The sequence below is a fragment of the Candidatus Phycosocius spiralis genome (assembly GCF_030158815.1).
Taxonomy (GTDB): domain Bacteria; phylum Pseudomonadota; class Alphaproteobacteria; order Caulobacterales; family Aquidulcibacteraceae; genus Aquidulcibacter; species Aquidulcibacter spiralis.
The window spans coordinates 67,693-88,413 of record NZ_BPFZ01000001.1 but is presented as its reverse complement, the minus strand read 5'-3'; the positions used below and the strand labels follow the sequence as shown (position 1 = coordinate 88,413).

General features: G+C 49.0%; 18 protein-coding genes, 2 tRNA genes and 1 pseudogene. 4 read left to right on the top strand and 17 right to left on the bottom strand.

Annotated features, from left to right (window positions below; genetic code table 11):
• Nucleotides 1-151: 151 nt before the first annotated feature.
• The 5 genes from dxs to PsB1_RS00400 form a co-directional block, all read right to left on the bottom strand.
• The gene (dxs, locus tag PsB1_RS00420; RefSeq protein ID WP_284358396.1) at nucleotides 152-2,065 is read right to left on the bottom strand and encodes a 1-deoxy-D-xylulose-5-phosphate synthase; all 1,914 of its coding nucleotides are present in this window, start codon (nucleotides 2,063-2,065) and stop codon (nucleotides 152-154) included.
• Between the two features lie 70 nt (nucleotides 2,066-2,135).
• A complete protein-coding gene (locus PsB1_RS00415) occupies nucleotides 2,136-3,032 on the bottom strand; it encodes a polyprenyl synthetase family protein (protein ID WP_284358395.1) in 897 nt (298 codons plus the stop codon).
• 11 nt (nucleotides 3,033-3,043) lie between these two features.
• Nucleotides 3,044-3,298 carry an exodeoxyribonuclease VII small subunit gene (locus tag PsB1_RS00410; protein ID WP_284358393.1) on the bottom strand — a complete coding sequence of 85 codons (255 nt, stop codon included), beginning with the start codon at nucleotides 3,296-3,298 and terminating at the stop codon, nucleotides 3,044-3,046.
• Between the two features lie 137 nt (nucleotides 3,299-3,435).
• Nucleotides 3,436-4,002 (bottom strand): histidine phosphatase family protein, encoded by a 567-nt coding sequence (locus tag PsB1_RS00405; RefSeq protein ID WP_284358391.1) that lies wholly within the window; start codon nucleotides 4,000-4,002, stop codon nucleotides 3,436-3,438.
• A gap of 88 nt (nucleotides 4,003-4,090) precedes the next feature.
• A complete protein-coding gene (locus PsB1_RS00400) occupies nucleotides 4,091-5,065 on the bottom strand; it encodes a histone deacetylase family protein (RefSeq protein WP_284358390.1) in 975 nt (324 codons plus the stop codon).
• Between the two features lie 298 nt (nucleotides 5,066-5,363).
• On the opposite strand from PsB1_RS00400, the gene PsB1_RS00395 reads away from it, so the two are divergent.
• Complete coding sequence (locus PsB1_RS00395; RefSeq protein WP_284358389.1) at nucleotides 5,364-6,272, top strand: aldo/keto reductase; 909 nt, start codon at nucleotides 5,364-5,366, stop codon at nucleotides 6,270-6,272.
• Between the two features lie 27 nt (nucleotides 6,273-6,299).
• Here PsB1_RS00395 and PsB1_RS00390 read toward each other — a convergent pair whose 3' ends face one another.
• Complete coding sequence (locus PsB1_RS00390) at nucleotides 6,300-7,124, bottom strand: division plane positioning ATPase MipZ (RefSeq protein WP_284358388.1); 825 nt, start codon at nucleotides 7,122-7,124, stop codon at nucleotides 6,300-6,302.
• Between the two features lie 143 nt (nucleotides 7,125-7,267).
• On the bottom strand, nucleotides 7,268-8,359 hold the full coding sequence (locus PsB1_RS00385; protein WP_284358387.1) for a hypothetical protein: 1,092 nt from the start codon (nucleotides 8,357-8,359) through the stop codon (nucleotides 7,268-7,270).
• 208 nt (nucleotides 8,360-8,567) lie between these two features.
• On the opposite strand from PsB1_RS00385, the gene panC reads away from it, so the two are divergent.
• On the top strand, nucleotides 8,568-9,416 hold the full coding sequence (gene panC / locus PsB1_RS00380) for a pantoate--beta-alanine ligase (RefSeq protein ID WP_284358385.1): 849 nt from the start codon (nucleotides 8,568-8,570) through the stop codon (nucleotides 9,414-9,416).
• 28 nt (nucleotides 9,417-9,444) lie between these two features.
• Here panC and PsB1_RS00375 read toward each other — a convergent pair whose 3' ends face one another.
• From PsB1_RS00375 to PsB1_RS00355, 5 genes and pseudogenes are all read right to left on the bottom strand, one after another.
• Nucleotides 9,445-9,867 carry a DUF1489 family protein gene (locus PsB1_RS00375; RefSeq protein WP_284358384.1) on the bottom strand — a complete coding sequence of 141 codons (423 nt, stop codon included), beginning with the start codon at nucleotides 9,865-9,867 and terminating at the stop codon, nucleotides 9,445-9,447.
• A 21-nt stretch (nucleotides 9,868-9,888) separates the two neighbouring features.
• On the bottom strand, nucleotides 9,889-11,919 hold the full coding sequence (locus tag PsB1_RS00370; protein WP_284358382.1) for an acetyl/propionyl/methylcrotonyl-CoA carboxylase subunit alpha: 2,031 nt from the start codon (nucleotides 11,917-11,919) through the stop codon (nucleotides 9,889-9,891).
• 505 nt (nucleotides 11,920-12,424) lie between these two features.
• Nucleotides 12,425-12,871: a DUF3667 domain-containing protein gene (locus PsB1_RS00365; RefSeq protein WP_284358381.1), complete on the bottom strand. Its 447-nt coding sequence runs from the start codon at nucleotides 12,869-12,871 to the stop codon at nucleotides 12,425-12,427.
• A gap of 357 nt (nucleotides 12,872-13,228) precedes the next feature.
• A complete protein-coding gene (locus PsB1_RS00360; RefSeq protein ID WP_284358380.1) occupies nucleotides 13,229-13,849 on the bottom strand; it encodes an HdeD family acid-resistance protein in 621 nt (206 codons plus the stop codon).
• Nucleotides 13,850-14,234: 385 nt separating this feature from the next.
• A pseudogene (locus PsB1_RS00355) lies at nucleotides 14,235-14,956 on the bottom strand (transposase); the annotation flags it as partial.
• A gap of 586 nt (nucleotides 14,957-15,542) precedes the next feature.
• Between PsB1_RS00355 and PsB1_RS00350 the strand changes: the two are divergent.
• Nucleotides 15,543-16,652 carry a class I SAM-dependent methyltransferase gene (locus PsB1_RS00350; protein ID WP_284358379.1) on the top strand — a complete coding sequence of 370 codons (1,110 nt, stop codon included), beginning with the start codon at nucleotides 15,543-15,545 and terminating at the stop codon, nucleotides 16,650-16,652.
• A 556-nt stretch (nucleotides 16,653-17,208) separates the two neighbouring features.
• Complete coding sequence (locus tag PsB1_RS00345) at nucleotides 17,209-18,306, top strand: glycosyltransferase family protein (RefSeq protein WP_284358378.1); 1,098 nt, start codon at nucleotides 17,209-17,211, stop codon at nucleotides 18,304-18,306.
• Nucleotides 18,307-18,808: 502 nt separating this feature from the next.
• Here PsB1_RS00345 and PsB1_RS00340 read toward each other — a convergent pair.
• The 5 genes from PsB1_RS00340 to PsB1_RS00320 all read right to left on the bottom strand — a co-directional run bounded on the left by PsB1_RS00340 (nucleotide 18,809) and on the right by PsB1_RS00320 (nucleotide 20,664).
• Nucleotides 18,809-18,885: transfer RNA gene (locus tag PsB1_RS00340), tRNA-Arg, on the bottom strand.
• Nucleotides 18,885-19,193, bottom strand: coding sequence for an ETC complex I subunit (locus tag PsB1_RS00335; protein WP_284358376.1), 309 nt, complete (start codon nucleotides 19,191-19,193; stop codon nucleotides 18,885-18,887). The genes PsB1_RS00340 and PsB1_RS00335 overlap by 1 nt, the downstream gene beginning before the upstream one ends.
• Before the next feature lie 103 nt (nucleotides 19,194-19,296).
• Nucleotides 19,297-19,373, bottom strand: a tRNA-Pro gene (locus PsB1_RS00330).
• Nucleotides 19,374-19,454: 81 nt separating this feature from the next.
• Nucleotides 19,455-19,940, bottom strand: coding sequence for a DUF192 domain-containing protein (locus tag PsB1_RS00325; RefSeq protein WP_284358375.1), 486 nt, complete (start codon nucleotides 19,938-19,940; stop codon nucleotides 19,455-19,457).
• A gap of 190 nt (nucleotides 19,941-20,130) precedes the next feature.
• Nucleotides 20,131-20,664 carry a cold-shock protein gene (locus tag PsB1_RS00320; RefSeq protein WP_284358374.1) on the bottom strand — a complete coding sequence of 178 codons (534 nt, stop codon included), beginning with the start codon at nucleotides 20,662-20,664 and terminating at the stop codon, nucleotides 20,131-20,133.
• Nucleotides 20,665-20,721 lie beyond the last annotated feature (57 nt).

Sequence of the window (20,721 nt, the reverse complement as noted above, 5' to 3'; positions counted from 1 at the left end):
ATCATAGTGTGTCATGGGCTTGGATCAAGCAACTAAGGCAAAAAAGCACATAGTGCTAAGTTTCGATCTAGTGACTTTGGCAGTTCAGGTTTTGGTGTAGGTACAAGTTTAGGGCAAACCTTCTACACCATCTTGAGCTTGATAAATGGAGTCAGGCTCGCAGACTACCACCACCTAGGCCTTGGCCTAAAGCCTGTAGAGCCTGGGCAATTATGCCTCCTGCATCCAAGCCTGCTTGCTGATATTGAATATCTGGCTTGTCTTGATCTTGGAAGAGGTCAGGCAGGGTCAATGTGCGAACCTTTAGCCCTTGATCCAGTAAACCCTCGCCCGCCAAGAAATGCAAAACAAACCCACCAAAGCCCCCCACGCTGCCTTCCTCTATGGTCAGGAGAACCTGGTGATGGCGTACCAATTGACGGATCAATTCATGATCTAACGGCTTAGCGAAGCGGGCATCAGCAACGGTCGTCGGCAGACCCATGGCAGCAAGTTGATCAGCTGCGAGCAAGCATTCATGCAAACGTGTCCCAAAGGACAAAATCGCTATCACCCCACCTTCTCTAACAATCCGGCCTTTCCCAATTTCAAGTGGGGTCAAATCGGATGGGATCATCGCACCTGTCCCCTCCCCGCGTGGATAGCGAAAGGCGCTTGGCCGATCGTCAATTGCGGCTGCTGTAGCGGTCATGAGCGCTAATTCTGCCTCATCGGCTGCAGCCATCATGACCATTCCTGGCAACGAACCCATAAAGCCGATATCAAACGTCCCGGCATGGGTTTGACCGTCAGCGCCGACCAACCCTGCGCGATCAATGGCAAAGCGTACCGGTAAGGATTGAATGGCAACATCATGGACGACTTGATCATAACCGCGTTGGAGAAAGGTTGAATAAATTGCGGCAAATGGCTTCATGCCATCGGCGGCCAATCCAGCCGCAAAAGTCACTGCATGTTGTTCAGCGATTCCTACATCAAATGTTCGCTCAGGAAAGGATTCCCCAAACAAGTCTAGGCCTGTACCAGATGGCATGGCCGCCGTGATGGCAACTATTTTGGGATCGAAATGAGCAAGCTTGACCAGCGTATCGGCGAACACGCGGGTATAGCTGGGGGCATTGGGTTTACCTTTGGCCTGTTCGCCGGTAATCACATTGAATTTTGAAACACCATGATATTTATCTTCGGCAGCCTCGGCAGGTGTATAGCCCTTGCCCTTTTGGGTTACGACATGGACCAAAACTGGGCGGTCTTCAATTTTCTTGGCGTTTTCAAGAACACCAACCAAGGCCTCAAGATCATGACCATCGATTGGGCCGACGTAGTAAAAGCCCAATTCCTCAAAAAACGTGCCTCCTGTGGCCATGCCACGTGCATATTCTTCCGCTTTACGTGCAGCTTCTTGGATCGGCTTAGGAAACACGCTGGCAGCCTGTTTACCAACTTTGCGTAAGGTGCGATACCCCGTGCCTGAAACCAAACGTGCAAGATAATGGCTCATACCGCCTACGGGTGGGGCGATTGACATATCATTATCGTTGAGGATGACGGTTAAACGGCTTGTCGTCTCAGCAGCTTTATTCATAGCCTCATATGCCATTCCAGCGGTGATGGAACCATCGCCAATGACCGCCATGACAATGTGATTATCGCCTTGCAAGTCGCGGCTGGCACAAAATCCAAGCGCTGCTGAAATTGATGTTGCGGCATGGGCTGCACCAAAAGGATCAAAAACACTTTCGCTGCGCTTTGTGAAACCAGATAAGCCCCCACCTTGCCGCAACGTGCGAATCCGGTTGCGCCGCCCAGTTAAGATTTTATGGGGATAGGCTTGATGTCCAACATCCCAGATCAAAATATCTTTGGGCGTATCAAGCACATGGTGCAGCGCCACAGTGAGCTCTACCACCCCAAGACCAGCCCCTAAATGCCCGCCAGTCACCGAAACCGCATCAATGGTTTCAGCGCGCAAATCATCGGCGACCTGTCGCAAGGCCTTAATCGAAAGTCCTTTTAGGTCTTTGGGGGATTGGATAGCATCAAGTGCAGGGGTCAGTGGCGGCATTATCGTCTATTCGTTTGGGTTGAATGGGAAGCATTGCCCGAAAATGGTTGGATCATTTGGTTGGATTGCTTTAGGATTTGCGCTCAATAATCGTATCAATGATGGTATTCAAATAGTGGGCCCGGGCACCAAATAGAGCAAGATGGGCGTGTGCTTGATCTGCCAACAGTTTAACCCTTTGTTTTGCCCCCGCAAGACCCAAGAGGCTGACAAAGGAGGCTTTACCTTTATGCCTATCTTTGCCTACCGCTTTGCCGACCAGCTCAACACTGCCCTCAGCGTCCAAAATATCGTCGGTGATTTGAAACGCTAACCCCAAATCATGGGCATAAGCTGATAGAGCGTGACGCGCATCCTCACTGGCCCGCCCCATCAAGGCACCAACTTCTACGGCGAAGGTGAACAGCATACCAGTCTTGAGGCGCTGCATCCTTGTGACGGCTGCGATATCGTCACCCAATTTCTCTGCAATCATATCCATCATTTGACCACCCACCATGCCGCGAGCACCTGCGGCCTCTGCCAAGCGCGCTACGACCTGAATACGAATGCTAGGATCTGTATGGGTTTGGGGATCGGCCAGAATTTCAAACGCTAAAGTCAATAAGGCATCGCCTGCAAGGATAGCTGTTGCTTCATCATAAGCAATATGAACACTGGGTCTGCCCCGTCGCATGTCATCATCATCCATACAGGGCAAATCATCATGGATCAGGGAATAGGTATGCACACATTCAAGAGCTGCAGCGACGCGCAGAAGGCACCGCTCATCCACCCCAAATAACCGACCAGTTTCGAGAACCAAAAACGGACGTAGTCGTTTACCACCACCTAATGCGGCGTAACGCATCGCACTCATCAATCGCGCTTCAGGACCTTGCACGCGCGGCACCAAAGTATCGAGTGCGACGGTGATCCGGTCAGCTGTTTCTTCTAAGCGTTGCTCTAAACTGACCGCAAGGTCCATCGACCCACTCCTTACCCGATATGGGCTGTTTCAAGGGCAAGCCCCTGAGGGCTCTCAACTATTTGGTCGACCCGCATTTGTGCACGTTTGAGCCTTTCTTCACAATGGGCCTTAAGGAGTGCGCCGCGTTCATAAAGGCTAATTGATTCTTCCAGACTGGCTTGGCCAGACTCTAGTTTGGCAACGAGGTTTTCTAATTCTTCAAGAGCGACTTCAAAACTCAAGTCAGCGATTGGGCTCAAGGTGGCCTTAGGTTCATGTGACATGGCAATATTCCTCTACCCCATCCCTACTAGACTGTGCCAAGCTTTGGGGCAACGAGGCTTTTTATGGAAATGCATCCAAGTTCAAAGCGCTTGCGCTTTTAACAACTTCTACCAACATCAGGAAGTATAATTGGGTTTTAGTCGGGTTTTGGTCGGTAGATGCGATGAGACCAATGCGCATCACGGCCATCATAGACACACACCCAGCCACGGGCAATTAAATATGGGCGCATCATGCGGTTAAACCAACCGTGGGCCAATAGACCGACACTGCCGAAGGTTTGCGCCTGTTCAATCAACCAGTCCGCAGCCCCTTGCGCCCTGATTTCAGCCTCAGCGCGGCTTTCCTGATCTCGGTGGTAACCCAAAAACCAGCCGATGCGCGAAATTATACCCCAAAACCTGGGTTTGAATAGTATAAAGCTTGGCAAGGGCGGAGGTGGCAGTGGGGCTTCAACAAAGCGGGGGTCGATGATGAGATCACGTCCAGGGGCCGCCAGTTCAGCCGTTTCTAAAGCACGTCGTAAACTACTTGAAACTACAATTTTACATGCCATAAGTGCTTGCATAAGTGCATTGGGAACCTTTTGCCCAGCCGTCAGACCCCCCGCATCATATTGAGCCCACCAATCCTGGTATTGTTCTGCATTGATCCAAACGTGGCGATCCAGTGCAGGGCGACCATGACGCGCAATGACAATCATTGGGCTATCACTTGATATGCTAGCATTCCGTTCAGAGTTGGCAGTAGGCGTTGACCCAAATTTTGCCACTAGATGATCCAATTTGGTTTCAAACACCCGTATTTTCGCCCCCGCGCGATTGATAGGTTTGTAAGATGTGTACATGTGCACTGACACAGGCGGCCAGTGCCTGTAAGTGGTAGCCGCCCTCAAGGGATGATACAAGTTGACCATCTGCAGCATCGAGCAAACGCTGCGTCACCCATCGATAATCGTCCACTTCCAGATTGAACCCAGCCAAAGGATCAAGACGATGCCCATCAAAGCCGGCCGAAACAATCACAAACTCAGCTTCAAAAGCTTGCAATGCTGGTAAGATTTTTTCTTCAAAAGCAGCGCGCCAAGTTTGGCCGTCTGTCTCACTTGGCAGGGGTACATTGACCAAATTCCCAAAAGCGGTTTCTGCCTCAAACCCGCTTTGCGGATAAATGCCGCTTTGATGAATAGAAGCATAAAATATATCGGGTTCGCTTAAGGCCAATTCTTGAGAACCATTGCCGTGGTGGACATCAAAATCAACAATGGCTACGCGCTTCAAACCATAAGCATGACGGGCGTACATCGCCCCTATTGCAGCCGTATTCCACAGACAAAAACCCATTGGCATCTTGGCTTGTGCATGATGACCAGGTGGACGGGTCGCGCAAAATGCCCGCTTAAATGCGCCAGTCATGACGCCATCGATACCTGCCTTGATTGCCCCAACTGCATGCATGGCCGCATTAATTGACCCATGTGAAAGGTAGGTATCTGGATCAAGCTGGTAACAATGACGGCCTGCCTGAGGTTCAAGCTTCATTATGCCCTCTACCAGCTCACGTGGGTGGAAGCGTGTCAGGTCTTCAATACTGCACTTTTGTGCTTCCAAACGGATCAAACCTGGCATGGACTCTGGCGCTAAGGCGTCAAGTATACGTTCTAATCGCTGTGCTGATTCGGGATGACCGGCAGGTGGTTGATGCATCAAGCAATCGGGATGGGAAATCAAAGCCGTGGGTATCATTGCTTCTTCATTGCTCGCCAAGGTCTTAACCAGTTTCGATCCAATAATTTATGCAGCATCCTAATCGTAAACTCTAAAGCAAGATGGAGAAAACTCAAACATGATACGTGCCCTGCCTCTGATACCGTAAACAGTTTGATCATTCTTCATATGGAGGACTTTGATGATTAAGAGGTCTTAGGGCGACTGACGCGTAAGTTTCACAATGAGGTAAGAAAAGCTTTAGATCTGATCCACGCATTTAAGGATGCATAAGAATACAATTTGTTTTTATCATCTAATTGCTGTTTGCTACATCTTGCTGCTAGAGGCCCTTAACATGACGATGTCACACGTGTTCGATCTTGTACCACTTGGTAAAACTGGTATTTCGGTGTCCAGCTTGGGTTGGGGCATGTGGCGGTTTGCGGGCACACCACCTTTAGCCGCACGTAAGATAGTTGAAACTGTTTTTGAAGCAGGCATCAATTTATTTGATACAGCCGACGTCTATGGCTACAGGGGTCTACATGGGTTTGGCGATGCTGAGGCCTTATTAGGGGCTGTTATCAAGGAGGCACCGTCACTACGCCAATCCATGATATTGGCAAGCAAAAGCGGCATCACACCCCCTACCCCTTATAATTCAAGCTTTGCTTATTTGGTTCAGGCTTGCGAGGCTAGCCTGCGCCGACTCAACACAGATTATCTCGATTTGTGGCAAATTCATCGGCCTGATCTGTTGACCCATCCCGCAGAGATCGCTAAAGCCGTTGATAACTTGATGCAAGCTGGAAAAATCCGCGCTTTTGGTATCTCTAACTTTACCCCGTCGCAAACCCGCGCCCTAGTGTCTTATCTGTCAATTGATATTGCATCTTTCCAACCTGAATTTTCTCCCCTCGCCCTAGATGCGTTAAGCGATGGTACGCTTGATTTGGCGATTGAACTGGGTGCATCGGTTCTTGCCTGGTCGCCTTTGGCGGGTGGGAAATTAGCTAAAAATGGGGAAGATGCAAGGTCTAAGGCGGTCATTGCAGCCCTTGATCATGTCGCACAAACGCATAGAGTAAGTAGAAACTCGGTTGCTTATGCGTGGGTTAAGGCCCATCCAAGTCGGCCAATTGCTTTGATCGGCACGCAGAACCCTGACCGCATCCTTGAAACCCGCCAAGTATCTACTTTTAATCTTTCGCCAATTGAGTGGTACCAAATCTTAGTCGCGTCACGTGGGGCACCTATGCCATAACCTCCAGGCTCAACAATTCGATTTGGATTAAAAGCCGATCCCACCTGCGGTAGCGATTGGCGCTATGTTAAGGGCCAAGATCAAATCTCTTAATTCCTGACGGGCGGCGACATGGCTTAAGGTAAATGCCGCTGCAGCACCCTCGTCACTTAGATCAAGCAGGGTTAAACCTGCTGTAAACATTTCGCGGTAAATAACCCGCTCAGAAAGCCCCGGTGCTACCCGAAATCCAATGCGTTGAGCCAGTGTAGATAAAGCATCACCTACCCGGCGCTTATTCTTAGCATCAAGCGGGGAAAGTCGGTTGCGCATCAAGACCCAATCGATTGATTGACCTTGGGTAGCCGCCTTGATCTTACGGGCTTGCCAAACCATTTCTGCATAAACACTAGGTTTACCGATATTGCCGGTAACTGGATCAATCTCAGCTAAAAGATCAAAATCTACAAAACTATCGTTTAAAGGTGTAACCAAAGTATCAGCACAGGCATGTGCAACGCGAGAAGCTGGCGTATCCGCCCCTGGCGCATCAATCACCACAATATCATGGCCAGCGCACATCTCGTCAATCAGGGTGCGTGTAGCATCTTGCACCTCACCATTTGTTTCCTGGAGCTGATGTGCATGCTTAGGTACTAAGAAATGAAATTCAGGGCTGGCAAGTTCTATTTCTTGTGTATGGGCCCAGCGAGCGCGATTCTCAAAATAGCGTTCAAAAGTACGTTGTCGGCGATCAAGATCCAATGCGGCGACTTTAAGCCCTGAAATCACGCAAGCGACTGCAATATGCACCGATATGGTAGACTTACCAGCGCCGCCCTTTTCATTACCAACAACAATGACATGTCCCATATAGATGACCTTACTTCTTAATCATTGACCGCAAGCCAAACGCGTGCCGGACTTGGCCCAATCAGGGCCACATCGTGCACCTTGTCTAGGGGTTTGGGACTGATGCCAAATCAGAACTACAGCTATGAGCCAATGAGCACACTTTAAGGAGATCGACGACTGGGACGGTTGGTGGCTGATTTTTTTGGCCTTGGTTTAGGAGTTGTTGCCTCTCCTTCCCTCTTTTCGGCAACAAATGGCAGGGATTGACCCTCGGATTGAGGTCCAAGATCAAGGCCAGTGTAGGTCACAACCGTCGCTGGACGTGATTGGGCTTCTGCTTGCACACTGGCACCTGGCCAGATCGGGCGGGGGCGAAAAGAACGCTCCATTCTGGTTTTTTCAAGATTTGCGGCCCTACTAGCTCCAGAATTTGGCACACTTTCATCCGTCATTGGAGGTGGTGAAAGGGTAGATAAGCGTTTGGCTAAATCACGCAATTCGCGCTGCGCTGGATTAACCCATTCAGGATCTTGCGCTGCGGCCCGCGACAAATCATCAACGACTTGACTGAGGACCTCGCTTATCGGCTCAGCTTTTTGGGATTTGTCGACCCATGGTAAGGCGTCTGCTAATGCTTCAGGTGCATCATGCAACAAGCTCTTTGTTGAATCGCGCACGATGCGTGTGAAAGCCCCAGGTGGTTTGCGAGGTTTTAATTTTTTATCTTTTTTTTCAGTATGTTCATTCGTATTATTAGAGTTATATATCCATTGATTACGCATTGATTCCTTCTTGATTGGCTCGCCAATTGACACAGCAAGGGGTGGAACAGGTTCGGGCAGAATAGAAGTCATGGGCATCACACTAACAATTTTCATAGGCGTGCCATCGGGATGGGAAGATAGGACATTTGGCGACGGTTGAAACATAATGACAGGTGAATTAGGCGATCGGGTGGTGCTAGGTGATGACCCCGATTTGGGCTTGACACGTTTGCTTGCTTTTCCACCAGATTTTGCACTTGGAGGGGTTGGCTTATTGGGTTTACCAGAATTGGAACTTGCTCCTTGATCGTGGTTCAAGGAAGGTTTGTTACTAGGATTTTTGCCACCATCCGACTTAGATTCTGGCTTTGGTTCTGGGCAAATACATGAGGCTTGTGCCGCCACTTTGTTGACCTCAATCTCTGGTTCAGTGGCAGGCGGCGGCGGAGGTGGAGGTGGAGGTGGAGGTGGCACATAGGGGCTGGTCATGAACGAGCCGGCCGATTGCGCAAAAGCCGATGATCCACTCCACCACAAGGTTAAGCCCAAGCAAGCAACCCAAATGGATAGTCTTTTATTGAAGTGATTTGACCTTGCCATGAAAAAAAATCTAGCGTGACATGGTAAAGAGGAGTTTAAGACGCATCTTCGATCAGGGTCTTGTTATCTTGGTCCATTTGTATTTTTTGGAGTGCCCATGTCGCATTTGATCTTGGCCCGTAGTCGCAATGATATGCGTCAGCACCTTAAGATTTGGCGAGATCAAGGCAAAAAAATTGCTTTGGTTCCAACGATGGGTGCCTTGCATAACGGCCATATTGCTCTCATCGAACTTGGGAAGCAATACGCGGACCATGTAGTCACTTCGATTTTCGTTAACCCGACTCAATTTGGTCCCAATGAGGATTTAGCCCGATATCCGCGTCAAGAGGATGAAGATCGTGCGAAATTGTGCACCATTGGTTGCGACCTTCTATACGCGCCTAACTTAGAGGAACTCTATCCGCAAGGCTTTCAAACACGCATCGAACTGGGGGCGATTACGCAACGTTTAGAAGGCGTGTTTCGACCTCATTTCTTTAGTGGAGTGGCCACCGTGGTGGCTAAACTATTGCTGCAGGTTACACCTGACCTAGCTATCTTTGGAGAGAAAGATTGGCAACAGGTCCAAGTTGTTTCCACTATGGTTAAGGATTTGGACTTAGACGTCACTATATTGACCGCACCAACTGTCCGCGATCCTGACGGGTTAGCCCTATCGTCACGTAACGCTTATCTCAATGCCGAAGAGCGCCGTCTTGCTCCCAAGCTAAAATCCGCGCTAGACAAGATAGCCCACCAATTGAAGACAAATCCTGCGGGACTGGACTTCATTGTGGGACAAGCCAAACAGGACCTGCTTGCCGCAGGATTTAGGGAGATCGACTATCTGGAGGTCTGTCACAGCCTTACCTTAGAACCTTGGCAATTGGGTGATCCTGCCCGTATTTTGGTTGCAGCTTGGCTTGGTCAGACGCGATTAATTGATAATATCGGCACAAGCTAAACTCAGGAATAATCGTCAGTTTTGAGATTTACCACGCACCTAATTTGAACAATTCCTGACGCAGTGGTTCAGATAAGCCTTCTCCACCTTCTAGATTTTTATGGTCGGGCGGTGCATCCTTAGCCAAGAGATAACGCCACCCTTGAAAGGCGCTACACCGTTGAGGCACTGTTTGAATGGGATCGTGCTGGAGTAGGATTTCACACCTGGTTTTGCCTGTGCCATCTTCTAGAGTCACAATATCTTCGATAGGATGACGCACAAGGATCTGCCCTTTAATTACCCAATAAAGCGATCCTCCATCGAGCACTTCATCGCGCCGCTTTGGGGTCATCCGCGTGTCACAGACCGGGCGGGGGGCAAGACCTAAATTTTGACGTGTGGAGGCTTGATGCTCATGCCAATCCAGTAAATCCTGAAGGCAGGTAGCACCAACAGCCAGTTTGATCATATGAAGGGGCATTGGTCTGATTTATTCTGGCTTAAGTCGAATTAAAGTGTCTCCCGCCTTAACTTGGCGGCCATCTTGAACATATATTTCTTGGATGAAACCATCACGGGTGGCGGTCAGCGCGTGTTCCATTTTCATAGCTTCAAGCACGGCTAGGACCTGCCCTTGCTTAACCTGCTGATTGGGCTTGCCATAAACCATCACAATTTTACCAGGCAAGGGGGCTTGAATATCATCGCTGGCGTCTAATCCGTCAGAGTTGTCATGGGTACTTGTCAATCGATAATGCCAAACCTCACCATTTTCGACCAAGGTAACCCCAACTTTATCAACGAATAAAGTGGCGGCAATTGATCCAATTGTTGCATCACCATCGACCATTGCACGATGATTTTTGTCGTGGGCAATCAACATTGTCCATGCACCTGATTGACCGACAACTTGCAGGAGATTTCGCGCAACAACCCCGTGATCGCCAGCGATACTAGCGCTGATTTGGGTTGCATCTGACTTTATGCTTAGGCTGTATGTGTCGGGTTCGCCCTCAAAATGCACCGCTAAATGAGCATTGGCATTAAGGCGCCAGCCGTCTGCCAGGTTAAATGGCGACGGAAAATCGCCAATTTCTAATTCGCGTGCCACTTGCACCCCAATGGCCCCAAGCGCAAGCCGGCGCGCGTCATAGCCATCTGGCTTTGATAATACACTTGCCGCTTCTTCCAATAAGCCAGTATGGACTTCGCCTTGAAGAAAGGCGGGTAAACGACACAGCCTTTCCAAATAGCCAATATTGGTCTTAATGCCCGTAACCACGCGAGTGGACAATTCTTGTTGCAGAAGTCTTATGGCTTGCGGACGATCCTGCCCATGCGCAATTGCTTTTTCGATCAAAGAATCATAAGTATCGGGGAAACGATCTCCGAGATCAAACCCCGAATCGATCCGGATTTTGCTTTGGTGGCTTAATCCGCCCAGTACGCCAGAGGAAGGCAAAAAGCCTTTGCTAGGATCTTCGGCCACAAGGCGGGCTTCGATAGCCGCCCCTGTCATGATGATATCGGCTTGGTTTAATGGCAATTTTTCACCCGCCGCAACGCGTAATTGCCATTCGACCAGATCAAGCCCAACAATAGCTTCTGTAACTGGATGTTCGACTTGAAGCCTGGTATTCATTTCCAAAAACCAAAAACCATCAGGGCGAAGCGGTCCTTGGCCGTCAAACACAAATTCGACAGTACCAGCATTACAATAATGGACGGCGCGCGCGATCTTGAGAGCCGCTTGAGTTAGGCTATCTCGGACCGCTTCTGTCATGCCCGGTGCTGGGGCTTCTTCGATAAGTTTTTGTCGGCGTCGTTGGATTGAACAATCACGCTCAAATAAATGCACAAGGTTGCCATGTAGATCACCAAAGATTTGAACCTCAATATGGCGGGGACATAAAACGAGCCGTTCAAGCATCACCCGATCATCTCCGAACGCTGCTGCGGCCTCACGCTTGGCACTTTGTAAAGCCAAGGCTAAACCGTCCAAGGATTCCACCACGCGTATGCCACGGCCCCCTCCCCCCGCAACCGCTTTTATTAAGAGCGGGAAACCGATGCGATCAGCTTCAGTCTTTAGTCGCTCAGTGCTTTGTTCGGCCTCCCAATAGCCTGGCAATACCGGGGCCCCGACCTGCTGAGCAATAGCCTTGGCCCGGTCCTTCAAACCCATGTCACGTATGGCATCTGGGCGCGGTCCTACAAAAGCAATACCAGCAGAGGTACAGGCCTGCGCGAAGTCAGCATTTTCGGATAAAAATCCATAGCCAGGATGGATGGCATCGGCCCCTAATTCCTGTGCAGCCTTGAGGATGAGATCTCCGCGAAGATAGGAATCACGGGCGGCTGCAGGCCCCAAACGTATGGCGTGATCGGCTTCTCTTACATGCTTGGCATTCTGATCGGCATCTGAATAAACTGCGATCGTCGAGATACCTAATCGACGCGCGGTTCGCATGATACGACAAGCGATCTCCCCCCGATTTGCGATCAATAATGTGTTAAACACGCAAGCCCTCCTCTCACAGCCATTGGCATGGTTTGTAGGATGGGCATAGCCTTCACACCAGTAGTATGATGGGGAAATTCACCCACTCAGCCTACGAGGCCCAAAGCAATAATTAAACTCAAAAACAGACTGATTAAGATGGGAGCAAAAAAGCAAACACAATTGTACGCCATAATGCAGAAAACCACTTAACACCATATGCCTCTTTAAACTGGAAAAAAGATGCAAGAATACACCCAAAAGGACAACATTTTGATCCTTAAAAACGAACCAATGAGCCAAGATTGCTAAGCTTGAGAAAAAAACGACATAAATGATTATTAATATAAAACAAAAACACTATGATCATAGAGTGTAATACCGCGCTTTAGATAAATAATAGCCAAATGAAAGTTAAGCTTAAAGGAATGAGAAGGAAATAAAATTTATAAACTGTATTGTGAAATTTATAACAAAATAGTTCTGAATTTTCGATTTTGCTGGTAATTTTCTGATTCAATAATGATCATTGGGTGTTGATTTTGATTTTTTTAGACAATGCGTTTAGCAGCAACCCCTTCCAATCTTCCTCCGTTAGGACTTCAATGGTTTGCTCATTTTGACGATTGGTGGCTGAGGTAGGCCCGCCACTGAGTGAGGCGGTTAGAGTTTTTTTGGCAAATTCTACCTGTTTTAAGGCCTGATACTCTATTTTAAGCGCCAATTGAAAAGATTTTCTAGCTGCTTCGAGTTTTTTGGGCTTAGTGGCAAAGTCGGAGTTAGTGCGTGCAGATTGGTTGTGGGGCGTTTGGTTGTGGGACGTTTGGTGAACAAGACTATTGGTCCCAGTGATAGCAAACACCAGAAACATCGCAAAATTGGAAGCTAGAAACATCGAAAACGGCGGTACATAGTGGCTGCTAAGACCCATGACATAACGTCTTGTCAAAGTGCCAAGTCGAAACACTAGCATGGGAAAGAACGCCAAGTTTTAGAATCAAAATGCGTGATCCCATGGAACGCTTCTTCCAGCACATGCAAAAACGAGCGATGCACGTGCGCCTACTGTCCACACCCATGACAAAAGTCCCCGATAGGGCTTGTGCCGCAATTAAGGCATGCGAGATTTTGGGCAGGTACGTTGGGATTTTTGAAAAGTGGGTTTGTGGTCTCTTTCTGGTTGGGGCTAGGTACCTCAAAATTTACTGCCACCTTGGTTTCCATCGAAGACTTTCTCGATCCACAAGCATTCCAAGGTTTGCCATTGGCCAATACTTCAAGTCAAATTCGCTATTGTCTCAAAAATGACCAGATGAAAAATCACCCTAATCTACAAATCAGTCCCCTCTTTTGCAGGCAAATCAAGGTTCAATTGGTCGTTGTGCTTGAGCTTTAGACCCATTGTTATCCATGTTATGCCAATGAAAACAAGATCGACGCCCAGAAATATCCCCAGACTATAAGCACTTGAATAAGGCCAGCGAAACAAAATCATTAGACCAAGCAAAAGCGTAATCACACCCGATGCAGCGATCCAGACCCAAGGAATGCCTTGCTTAAAAGGAAAAGCGAGAAAAATCCGAACAAAACCAGATATCAAGAGTGAAAAGCCAAGAAATAAAGTCAGGACTGACGCGGCTAACAGCGGATTATTAAATGTCATAATCCCGGCAACTATATAAAGCACCCCTAATAGTGCCCAAAGCATAAATCGACCCCAAGTCTTAACTTGAAACGCATGAATGATCTCGAAAATGCCACTGACAATCATCATAGCCCCTACAATCACCACAGTTGCAACCGTTGCCGTGACAACGCTGCCTAACGCAATGATTCCAGCACCCAGATAGACAACGCCAAGGGCAACGATCCACCCCCATTTGCCGCGAAGCGCTTCAATACCCCGTGCAAGTGAAGGGGGAGGATTCCCAACATCAGTTGAATGGTTCATAAACCTCACTCCTCTAGCTCCAAGGCCAGAAGGTAACACGTGTTGTTGGATTTACCAGCTCCGATTTCGGACATTTCTATCCTTGATCTAGCTTATAATGGATGGATTGATCATCGTTGCACGATTAAAACATATAGGATGATCAATGAGTTGGCTATTCATGTTTCGATCAGTGCCACCACAGCGCCCGCACACGTCGATCGGCGGTTGCCCCAGCAATCTTCGCGCGCAACCATCAGCTGCAAAGCGCCAAACGATCCAAGCCCGCTTCGCCACAGCTACGCCACAGCTCCACTCAGCGGGTCTTGTCTACCCATTATAAAAAAGAAGGCGAGCAGACAATATTGATCAATAACCCAGACCAATGGGCTGAAGCAGCTCGCTTAGACACGATTATTTGCGGCTTCCCGTAAAGCCTGATGATCCGGTCCAACTCGCGTGCGACACGCGCACCTGACAAGGATGTGTCAGCAACCAGCGCCAAACATTCACGGGTAAAGTCGTCAATCACCGCCAATATCTTGAACCCTCGGCCATCACCAAAGCTGTCTGAGACAAAGTCGAGGCTCCATCTAACCGAAGGTCTTGATGGTTCCAACATCGGCGCACGCGTCCCCAGAGCCCTTTTGCGACCGCGCCTGCGCTTCACCGACAGGCCTTCTTCGCCATAGATCCGCCGAAGCTTCTTATGGTTCATCATGATGCCAACACGATCCAGCATCAGGCCGATCCGGCGGTAGCCAAACCGGCGGCGCTGCCCTACAATCTCGCGCATCTTGACGCGAATGTCCTCATTATCAATGGCGGCGCTCGCTCACCCCAGCAAGTCTTTCAAGACAACATTGTCCAGCATCGCATCGGCCAGCAATCTCTTCAGTCTTGCGTTCTCTTGCTCCATAGCCTTCAGCCGACGCGCATCGTTCGGCAAGGCTTCTTACCGATGGCGGCTCATGTCTTACCATGCAAACCACCATACTTGGCCTTCCACTTGTAAAATGTAGCACTGCTCACACCGTGCTTGCGGCACACATCACCCGTCGGCACACCGCGCTCGTGTTCCTTGATCATCTCGATGATCGGTAATTGCGTAAATCTGCTCTTGCACATCTGTCATCCTCTCGTCTGAGGATCCTACAAACTAATGGCCGGATTTTAAGGAGTTGGGTCAATATAGGCTCACTTTATCGTCACTTGCTAATCCCAACAAGTTACCCTCGAACTCACGTTCAGACACGCTTCGAACAAGCTGCAATGATCGGAGCTGAAACTTTAGTCAATGGAGGCGTTTGCATGCGGGAAACATACCAGCAAACATGCGATGGCGTCAGCAAGCAAACGCATTTTGATGTTTTGCAGTGATGGCTAGTTTGGACGCTGCATTGTTAGGTTGAGCCGATGCACAACGCAGTAGGCGTTTGACTAGCATCGCGCCGGTGTGTTTTAGTGGATGGGTTCGAAACTGAACAACGGGATTCTCTAAAGGTTGATCTTGGTTGTGCAAGCGGCCAAACGCAAAGCACGCGGTTACAGCAAGTCATTTTATCGCCATGGCTTATGTGTGGTCCTTCAAACGTAATCTTAGCTTAATCTATCTGCACCTAGCCACACGTTTTGGAAAAATGTCAGTAAATTGCTTTTCTTAAGGGCAATCGTTTGTTAGTCAACGGCAATCGAAAATGGCGAAGCGGTTAGGGTGACGACGTTGGCACATGAGGAGCAAAAACAATTCTGTTTGTCGGTAAAACAAAAATTTCCAGATTTCTTTCGCGACAAATGGGTGCTAGACATCGGTTCATTCGATATCAACGGCAATAATCAATATTTATTCACGCAATGTGGGTATTTAGGCCTCGATTTGCTGCCTGGCAAAAACGTCGATTTAGTTTCCACCGGGCACGAGCTGCAATTGCCCGATGCAACATTTGACGTTATTATATCGACAGAATGCTTTGAGCATGATCAATATTATGCCAAAACCATCACCAACATCGTGCGCATGCTGAAGCCCGGCGGCTTATTTTTGTTTACATGCGCTACGACCGGTAGGCCAGAACACGGCACGCGTCGCACCACACCAGAGGATGCGCCGTTTACAGGGGCATTCGGGGATTGGGGCGACTATTATAAAAATTTAGAAGAAGCCGACATACGGGCTGTTTGCGATATCGAGCAATTTTTTTCGTGTTTCGAGTTCTCAAGTCAACACAAAACCCACGATTTGTATTTTTGGGGCGTAAAGCACGGCGTGTTGCCGTCGCGCGACGATTATTCGTTTCATCTGCCCGAGGCACCTTTGCAGCGTACGTACGAAGCGCTACGGCGGCTGGAAGATGAAGCGGCTGCGACCGCCTCGGCATTGCACGAAGAACGAACCCATCGTGGCGAGGCTGAAGCACGTTGCCTGATTCTACAAGATCGCGCGACATGGTCGGAAGGGCGTTTGTCGGAAACCGAGACGCGTTTGTCGGAAACCGAAACGCGTTTGTCTTCAACGGAGATGCGTCTAAGCGAGACGGAGATGCGTTTAAGTGCAACCGAAACACATCTAACCGCAACCGAAAACCGATTAAGCGAAGCACAAGCGCAGGCGGCCCGGGCATTGCACGAAGAACGCACCCAACGCGTGGAGACTGAAGTACGTTTAACCGCAACCGAAACCAGATTAAGCGAAGTACAAGCGCAGGCGATGTTTGCGGAAGAAGAGCGCCGTCGCATCATCGGCTCAAACTCGTGGCGCATTACTCGGCCGTTACGGGCGGCTGCGCGCCTGGTGCGCGGACAAACGACAGGCTTTCGCAAATGACGGCGGTGCTGTGGCGAGCTATAAAAGCTGCGGGCTACCTTGCGCGCGGCGATTGGTGAGGGTTACGCAAACGCATCAATTTTTAATAAGTTAAGAACCGGCGTTTGACGGGATGTGTGGCATCGTAACGACCGGTTATACTTTGTTTGTTGCGCACCTGATTGCCCAACGGTTACAGAAAAACGGTATAGCTGCTCAGATTATGTCATCGATGCCGCAAGATTTTACCAATTGTATGTACGTGGTGCTGTGTCCGCTTCCGCAAATGTTTGATCGGTTGCCACCGCCTGAGCGCAGATTTGCATTTCAATGGAGCAAAGCGTCAGCTCACGTTGGTTTACGCATGAGTACTTGGATACATTTATTAACTCGCATTCTGTCATTGACTATTCTTTAAAAAATATTGAATTTTTAAAGGAAATAACATTGCTCATCCCCATGTTCATTATTTGCCCATCGGAGCTTCGGCCGATTACGGCCGTGACGTGACGGTCAACGAAAAAAATACGATGTTTTGTTCTTCGGCGACTATCTAAGTTCGCCACGCCGGCAACGCATGCTCGAAGCTTTGGGCAAACGGTTTCGCGTACATATGGTCACTGACCTATTCGGCGAAGAAATGATCCGCACGATTAAACAATCACGGGTCGTTATCAATCTCCATTATTATGAAAACGCCCTGCTTGAAATGCCGCGGCTGCAAGAATGTTTGTCGCTTGGCGTGCGCGTGGTGTCGGAAAGCGCACACGATCAAGCGGAATATCCCGAGTTGGGTAATGGGGTTACATTTTTCGAGACCGGGTCGATCGAGGCCATGTTGGCGGCCGTCGAGCGGGGTTTGACTGCCGAAGACGATGCTCCGGCACTTGCATGTGCCGCTTCGCAAAAGCGCTTCGCATTTATGTTTGATCGTTTTTTGATCGCGAAGGGCTTTTTACCTGTTGCTCACGTTGCAGAGTTAACGTTGACTTTGCCGACGGGTGCCAACACCTTCGGATTGTCGATGCCCGAAACCATTGCCCGTCGGCGCCTATTTGAAACGATTTGTCCGGAAGGTTGTGCTCTATTTGACGGCATCGTACGGCACCCGGGCTGGATTGGTTGCGGTTTAAGTTTTGCCGCCTTGGCGCGACACGCGTTGCAAAACGATCATAAATCGATCACGGTGATGGAGGACGACGTTGTGTTGCCGCCCGATTATGCGGCCTTACGCAAAAGCATTGACGCTTTTCTACAATCGAAAAACGATGCGTGGGATGTTTTTTCCGGCGTGATCGCCGACCTGCACACGGATACGGTTGTCTCGGCGGTGGAAACGTTCGACGGTCGTACGTTCGTCACCGTAAATAAAATGACGAGTACGGTATACAATATATATAACGAGCGAACGTTACACCTGCTGTGCGAATGGAATCCTGATAACCAAGATGCAGTCACCAACACCATCGATCGTTATCTCGAAAGCCGCCGCGATTTGCGCGTGATCGTGATGTTGCCGTATTTCGTCGGGCATCGAGAAGAGGTTACTTCGACGCTGTGGGGTATCGGCAATGAACGATATTCAATCATGATTGCGGCAAGCGAAGCGCTGCTGCGTCGCAAAACCGACGATTGGTTGGCAGAACGTGCTTGCAGCGTGACACCATTGCGTTGAATTGCGGCCGAATGCAATTATCACCAGTGACTCTATTTTATGCTAGAGTTTTTTGTGACTACGCTGCTCCGCTATCCACATTCATCGATATATATGCGTGCGCGTTTTGTTCCTATTCTAAACAATCCAGCCAACCTGTTGGATGGTTGGATACTCGTCTACCTCTGCATTGCCATATTTAATGCCCGTTATACTGGATAACGCGACAGATGATAGCGAACCCTTCGATCAATTTGTAATCCCCACCGACTTGCAGAGGTAACTCATGGCTTTTCGACCCGGTGCCAACTAGGTCTAAATCTTTGGTGCCGTCAAAAATTGAAGCGCATGCATTGCTGGCTGCCCGTCAGCGCATCATCTCTAAACAAATTTTGTGCTCGGGAAGGTTTGTACGCCGAATGAAGGTTCTGATCAGATTAAAAAGCATGAAAAGTTAGACAATAAGAGCCACCTGATGGTACTTGGTGCACAATTTTATCTTGTAATAATCTTAAAAAGACCGTGGCGACCCAAGCAGGATTCGAACCTGCGACCGTCCGCTTAGAAGGCGGATGCTCTATCCAGCTGAGCTATTGGGCCTAATGTGACCAGGGTTCGCGACGATAAAACGTAAAATTATCGCCATAGGAGCGCGGAATGCGTTTTGGATCCTTTCGGTCCATCACTTGAAACGCAAGCCCATGTTTTTGTGCATAAAATATAGCTTCGTCGCGTGTATCAAAGCTTAAGCGTACTTGGCCTTGGGTATCTGCACTTGAGGTCCAACCCATTAAAGGATCAGAGCTGCGAGCCGCATCAGTCTCAAATTCCAACATCCAGACATTGGTCTTAGCGCGACCAGATTGCATTGCTGATTTGGACGGACGAAAAATTCTAGCAAAACCCATGAGACCCTCGACCATTTATGCAAAAGCTTGGATTTATGCCTAAGTTTGATCGCGTTTGGCACATTTGTAAAACCCCACGCTGCACCCATTCTAGGGACCTAAATGGTCGGGGAGACAGGATTCGAACCTGCGACCCTCTGGTCCCAAACCAGATGCGCTACCAAACTGCGCTACTCCCCGAAAGGGACGCCTATAGCGCGACCGACCTTAGAAGGGCAAGCATTGTGATCAGATTTTACTGAAGTCAAATAGCCTAAAATCTTATGGGGGGAAAATTCTGTGCGAAACCTTCTGGCCAGGTTTAATTCCAAGCCGCATGGCTTCCCCTGCTCCAATTTCTAACACACCCAGTACAGGCCCATCAGAGGGCACCAAGTCACGCGATAGCGGCGCTGCATTAGCGACAATATTGGCAATAATGCCATTTTCTCGAATGAAGATAAGGTCGAGCGAGACCAATGTGTTTTCCATCCAGAATGTAGCGGGGGTAGGTTTTTTAAAGTCGAACAACATACCCGTTCCAAGCGGCACTTGTGTGCGCCACATCATACCGATTTCCCTAGTGCGCGCAGTATCTGCGACCTCAACCTTAAACCCACGGACACCTTTTGGGGTTTTTATGCTTAAACTCTCAACCCGTAATCCAGTTTGCGGCCCATTCAGCATGACGGGTTGGGCTAAACTCAACATTGGCGTGACTAAAAATGTCACACAAAAAAGCAGGGTGATTGTTATGAATTTGCTCATGATGATACTTACACGCCCTTTGGACCAGCCGTGCCGGCTGACCCTACCAAATCTACACCCTTGGATCTATCACATAGGAGAAAGAACATGATTGGGTATACCTATACAATCATGCGTTCCTGTTTAGGTTATACCCACTTGGGCTATTGAAAATCTATCGGATGCTGGTTTATTAAAAGAAACGAAATCCTCAGTCGTCTGCCTGAACGACGGCTGTTGCAATGGCCCCTTTTTCACTCCTCTCAACACGTGCGCGCAACACTTCACCGCCTTCAACCTGATCAATTCCGCCACGGCGCAAGGTAGCAACATGAACAAAGATATCTTCCGCATCCGGACCATCCTTGGTTAGACCGGCAAAGCCATAGCCTTTGGAGCGATTGAACCATTTGACTGTAACTTGCTCAAACGTATCCACATCCTCTGGCGGTGGACGTACAATTGGCCGCACACTTAAAATCTCAACAACTTGAAGCCCACGTTCACCCTCAGCTGTCAAAACAGAAATTCCATCCCCTTCTTTTGGGATCATGGTACCATATTTGCGCAAAACACTAATATGGAGAAGGGCGTCAACTTCGTGATAACTCGCCTCACTGCTGGTATTAATTTGAATAAATCCAAAGCCTTTAACTGGGTCAAACCATTTAACTGTCCCTTCCGCCATCGTCCCCAATGGCTCTGGACCCATAGATGTAATTGTTTCGAGTAATTGGTGTGTCACGATGCTTATCCCTCACTCAATCCGTTTCTGTGCCCCCACCAACAAGCTAAGCTGCTT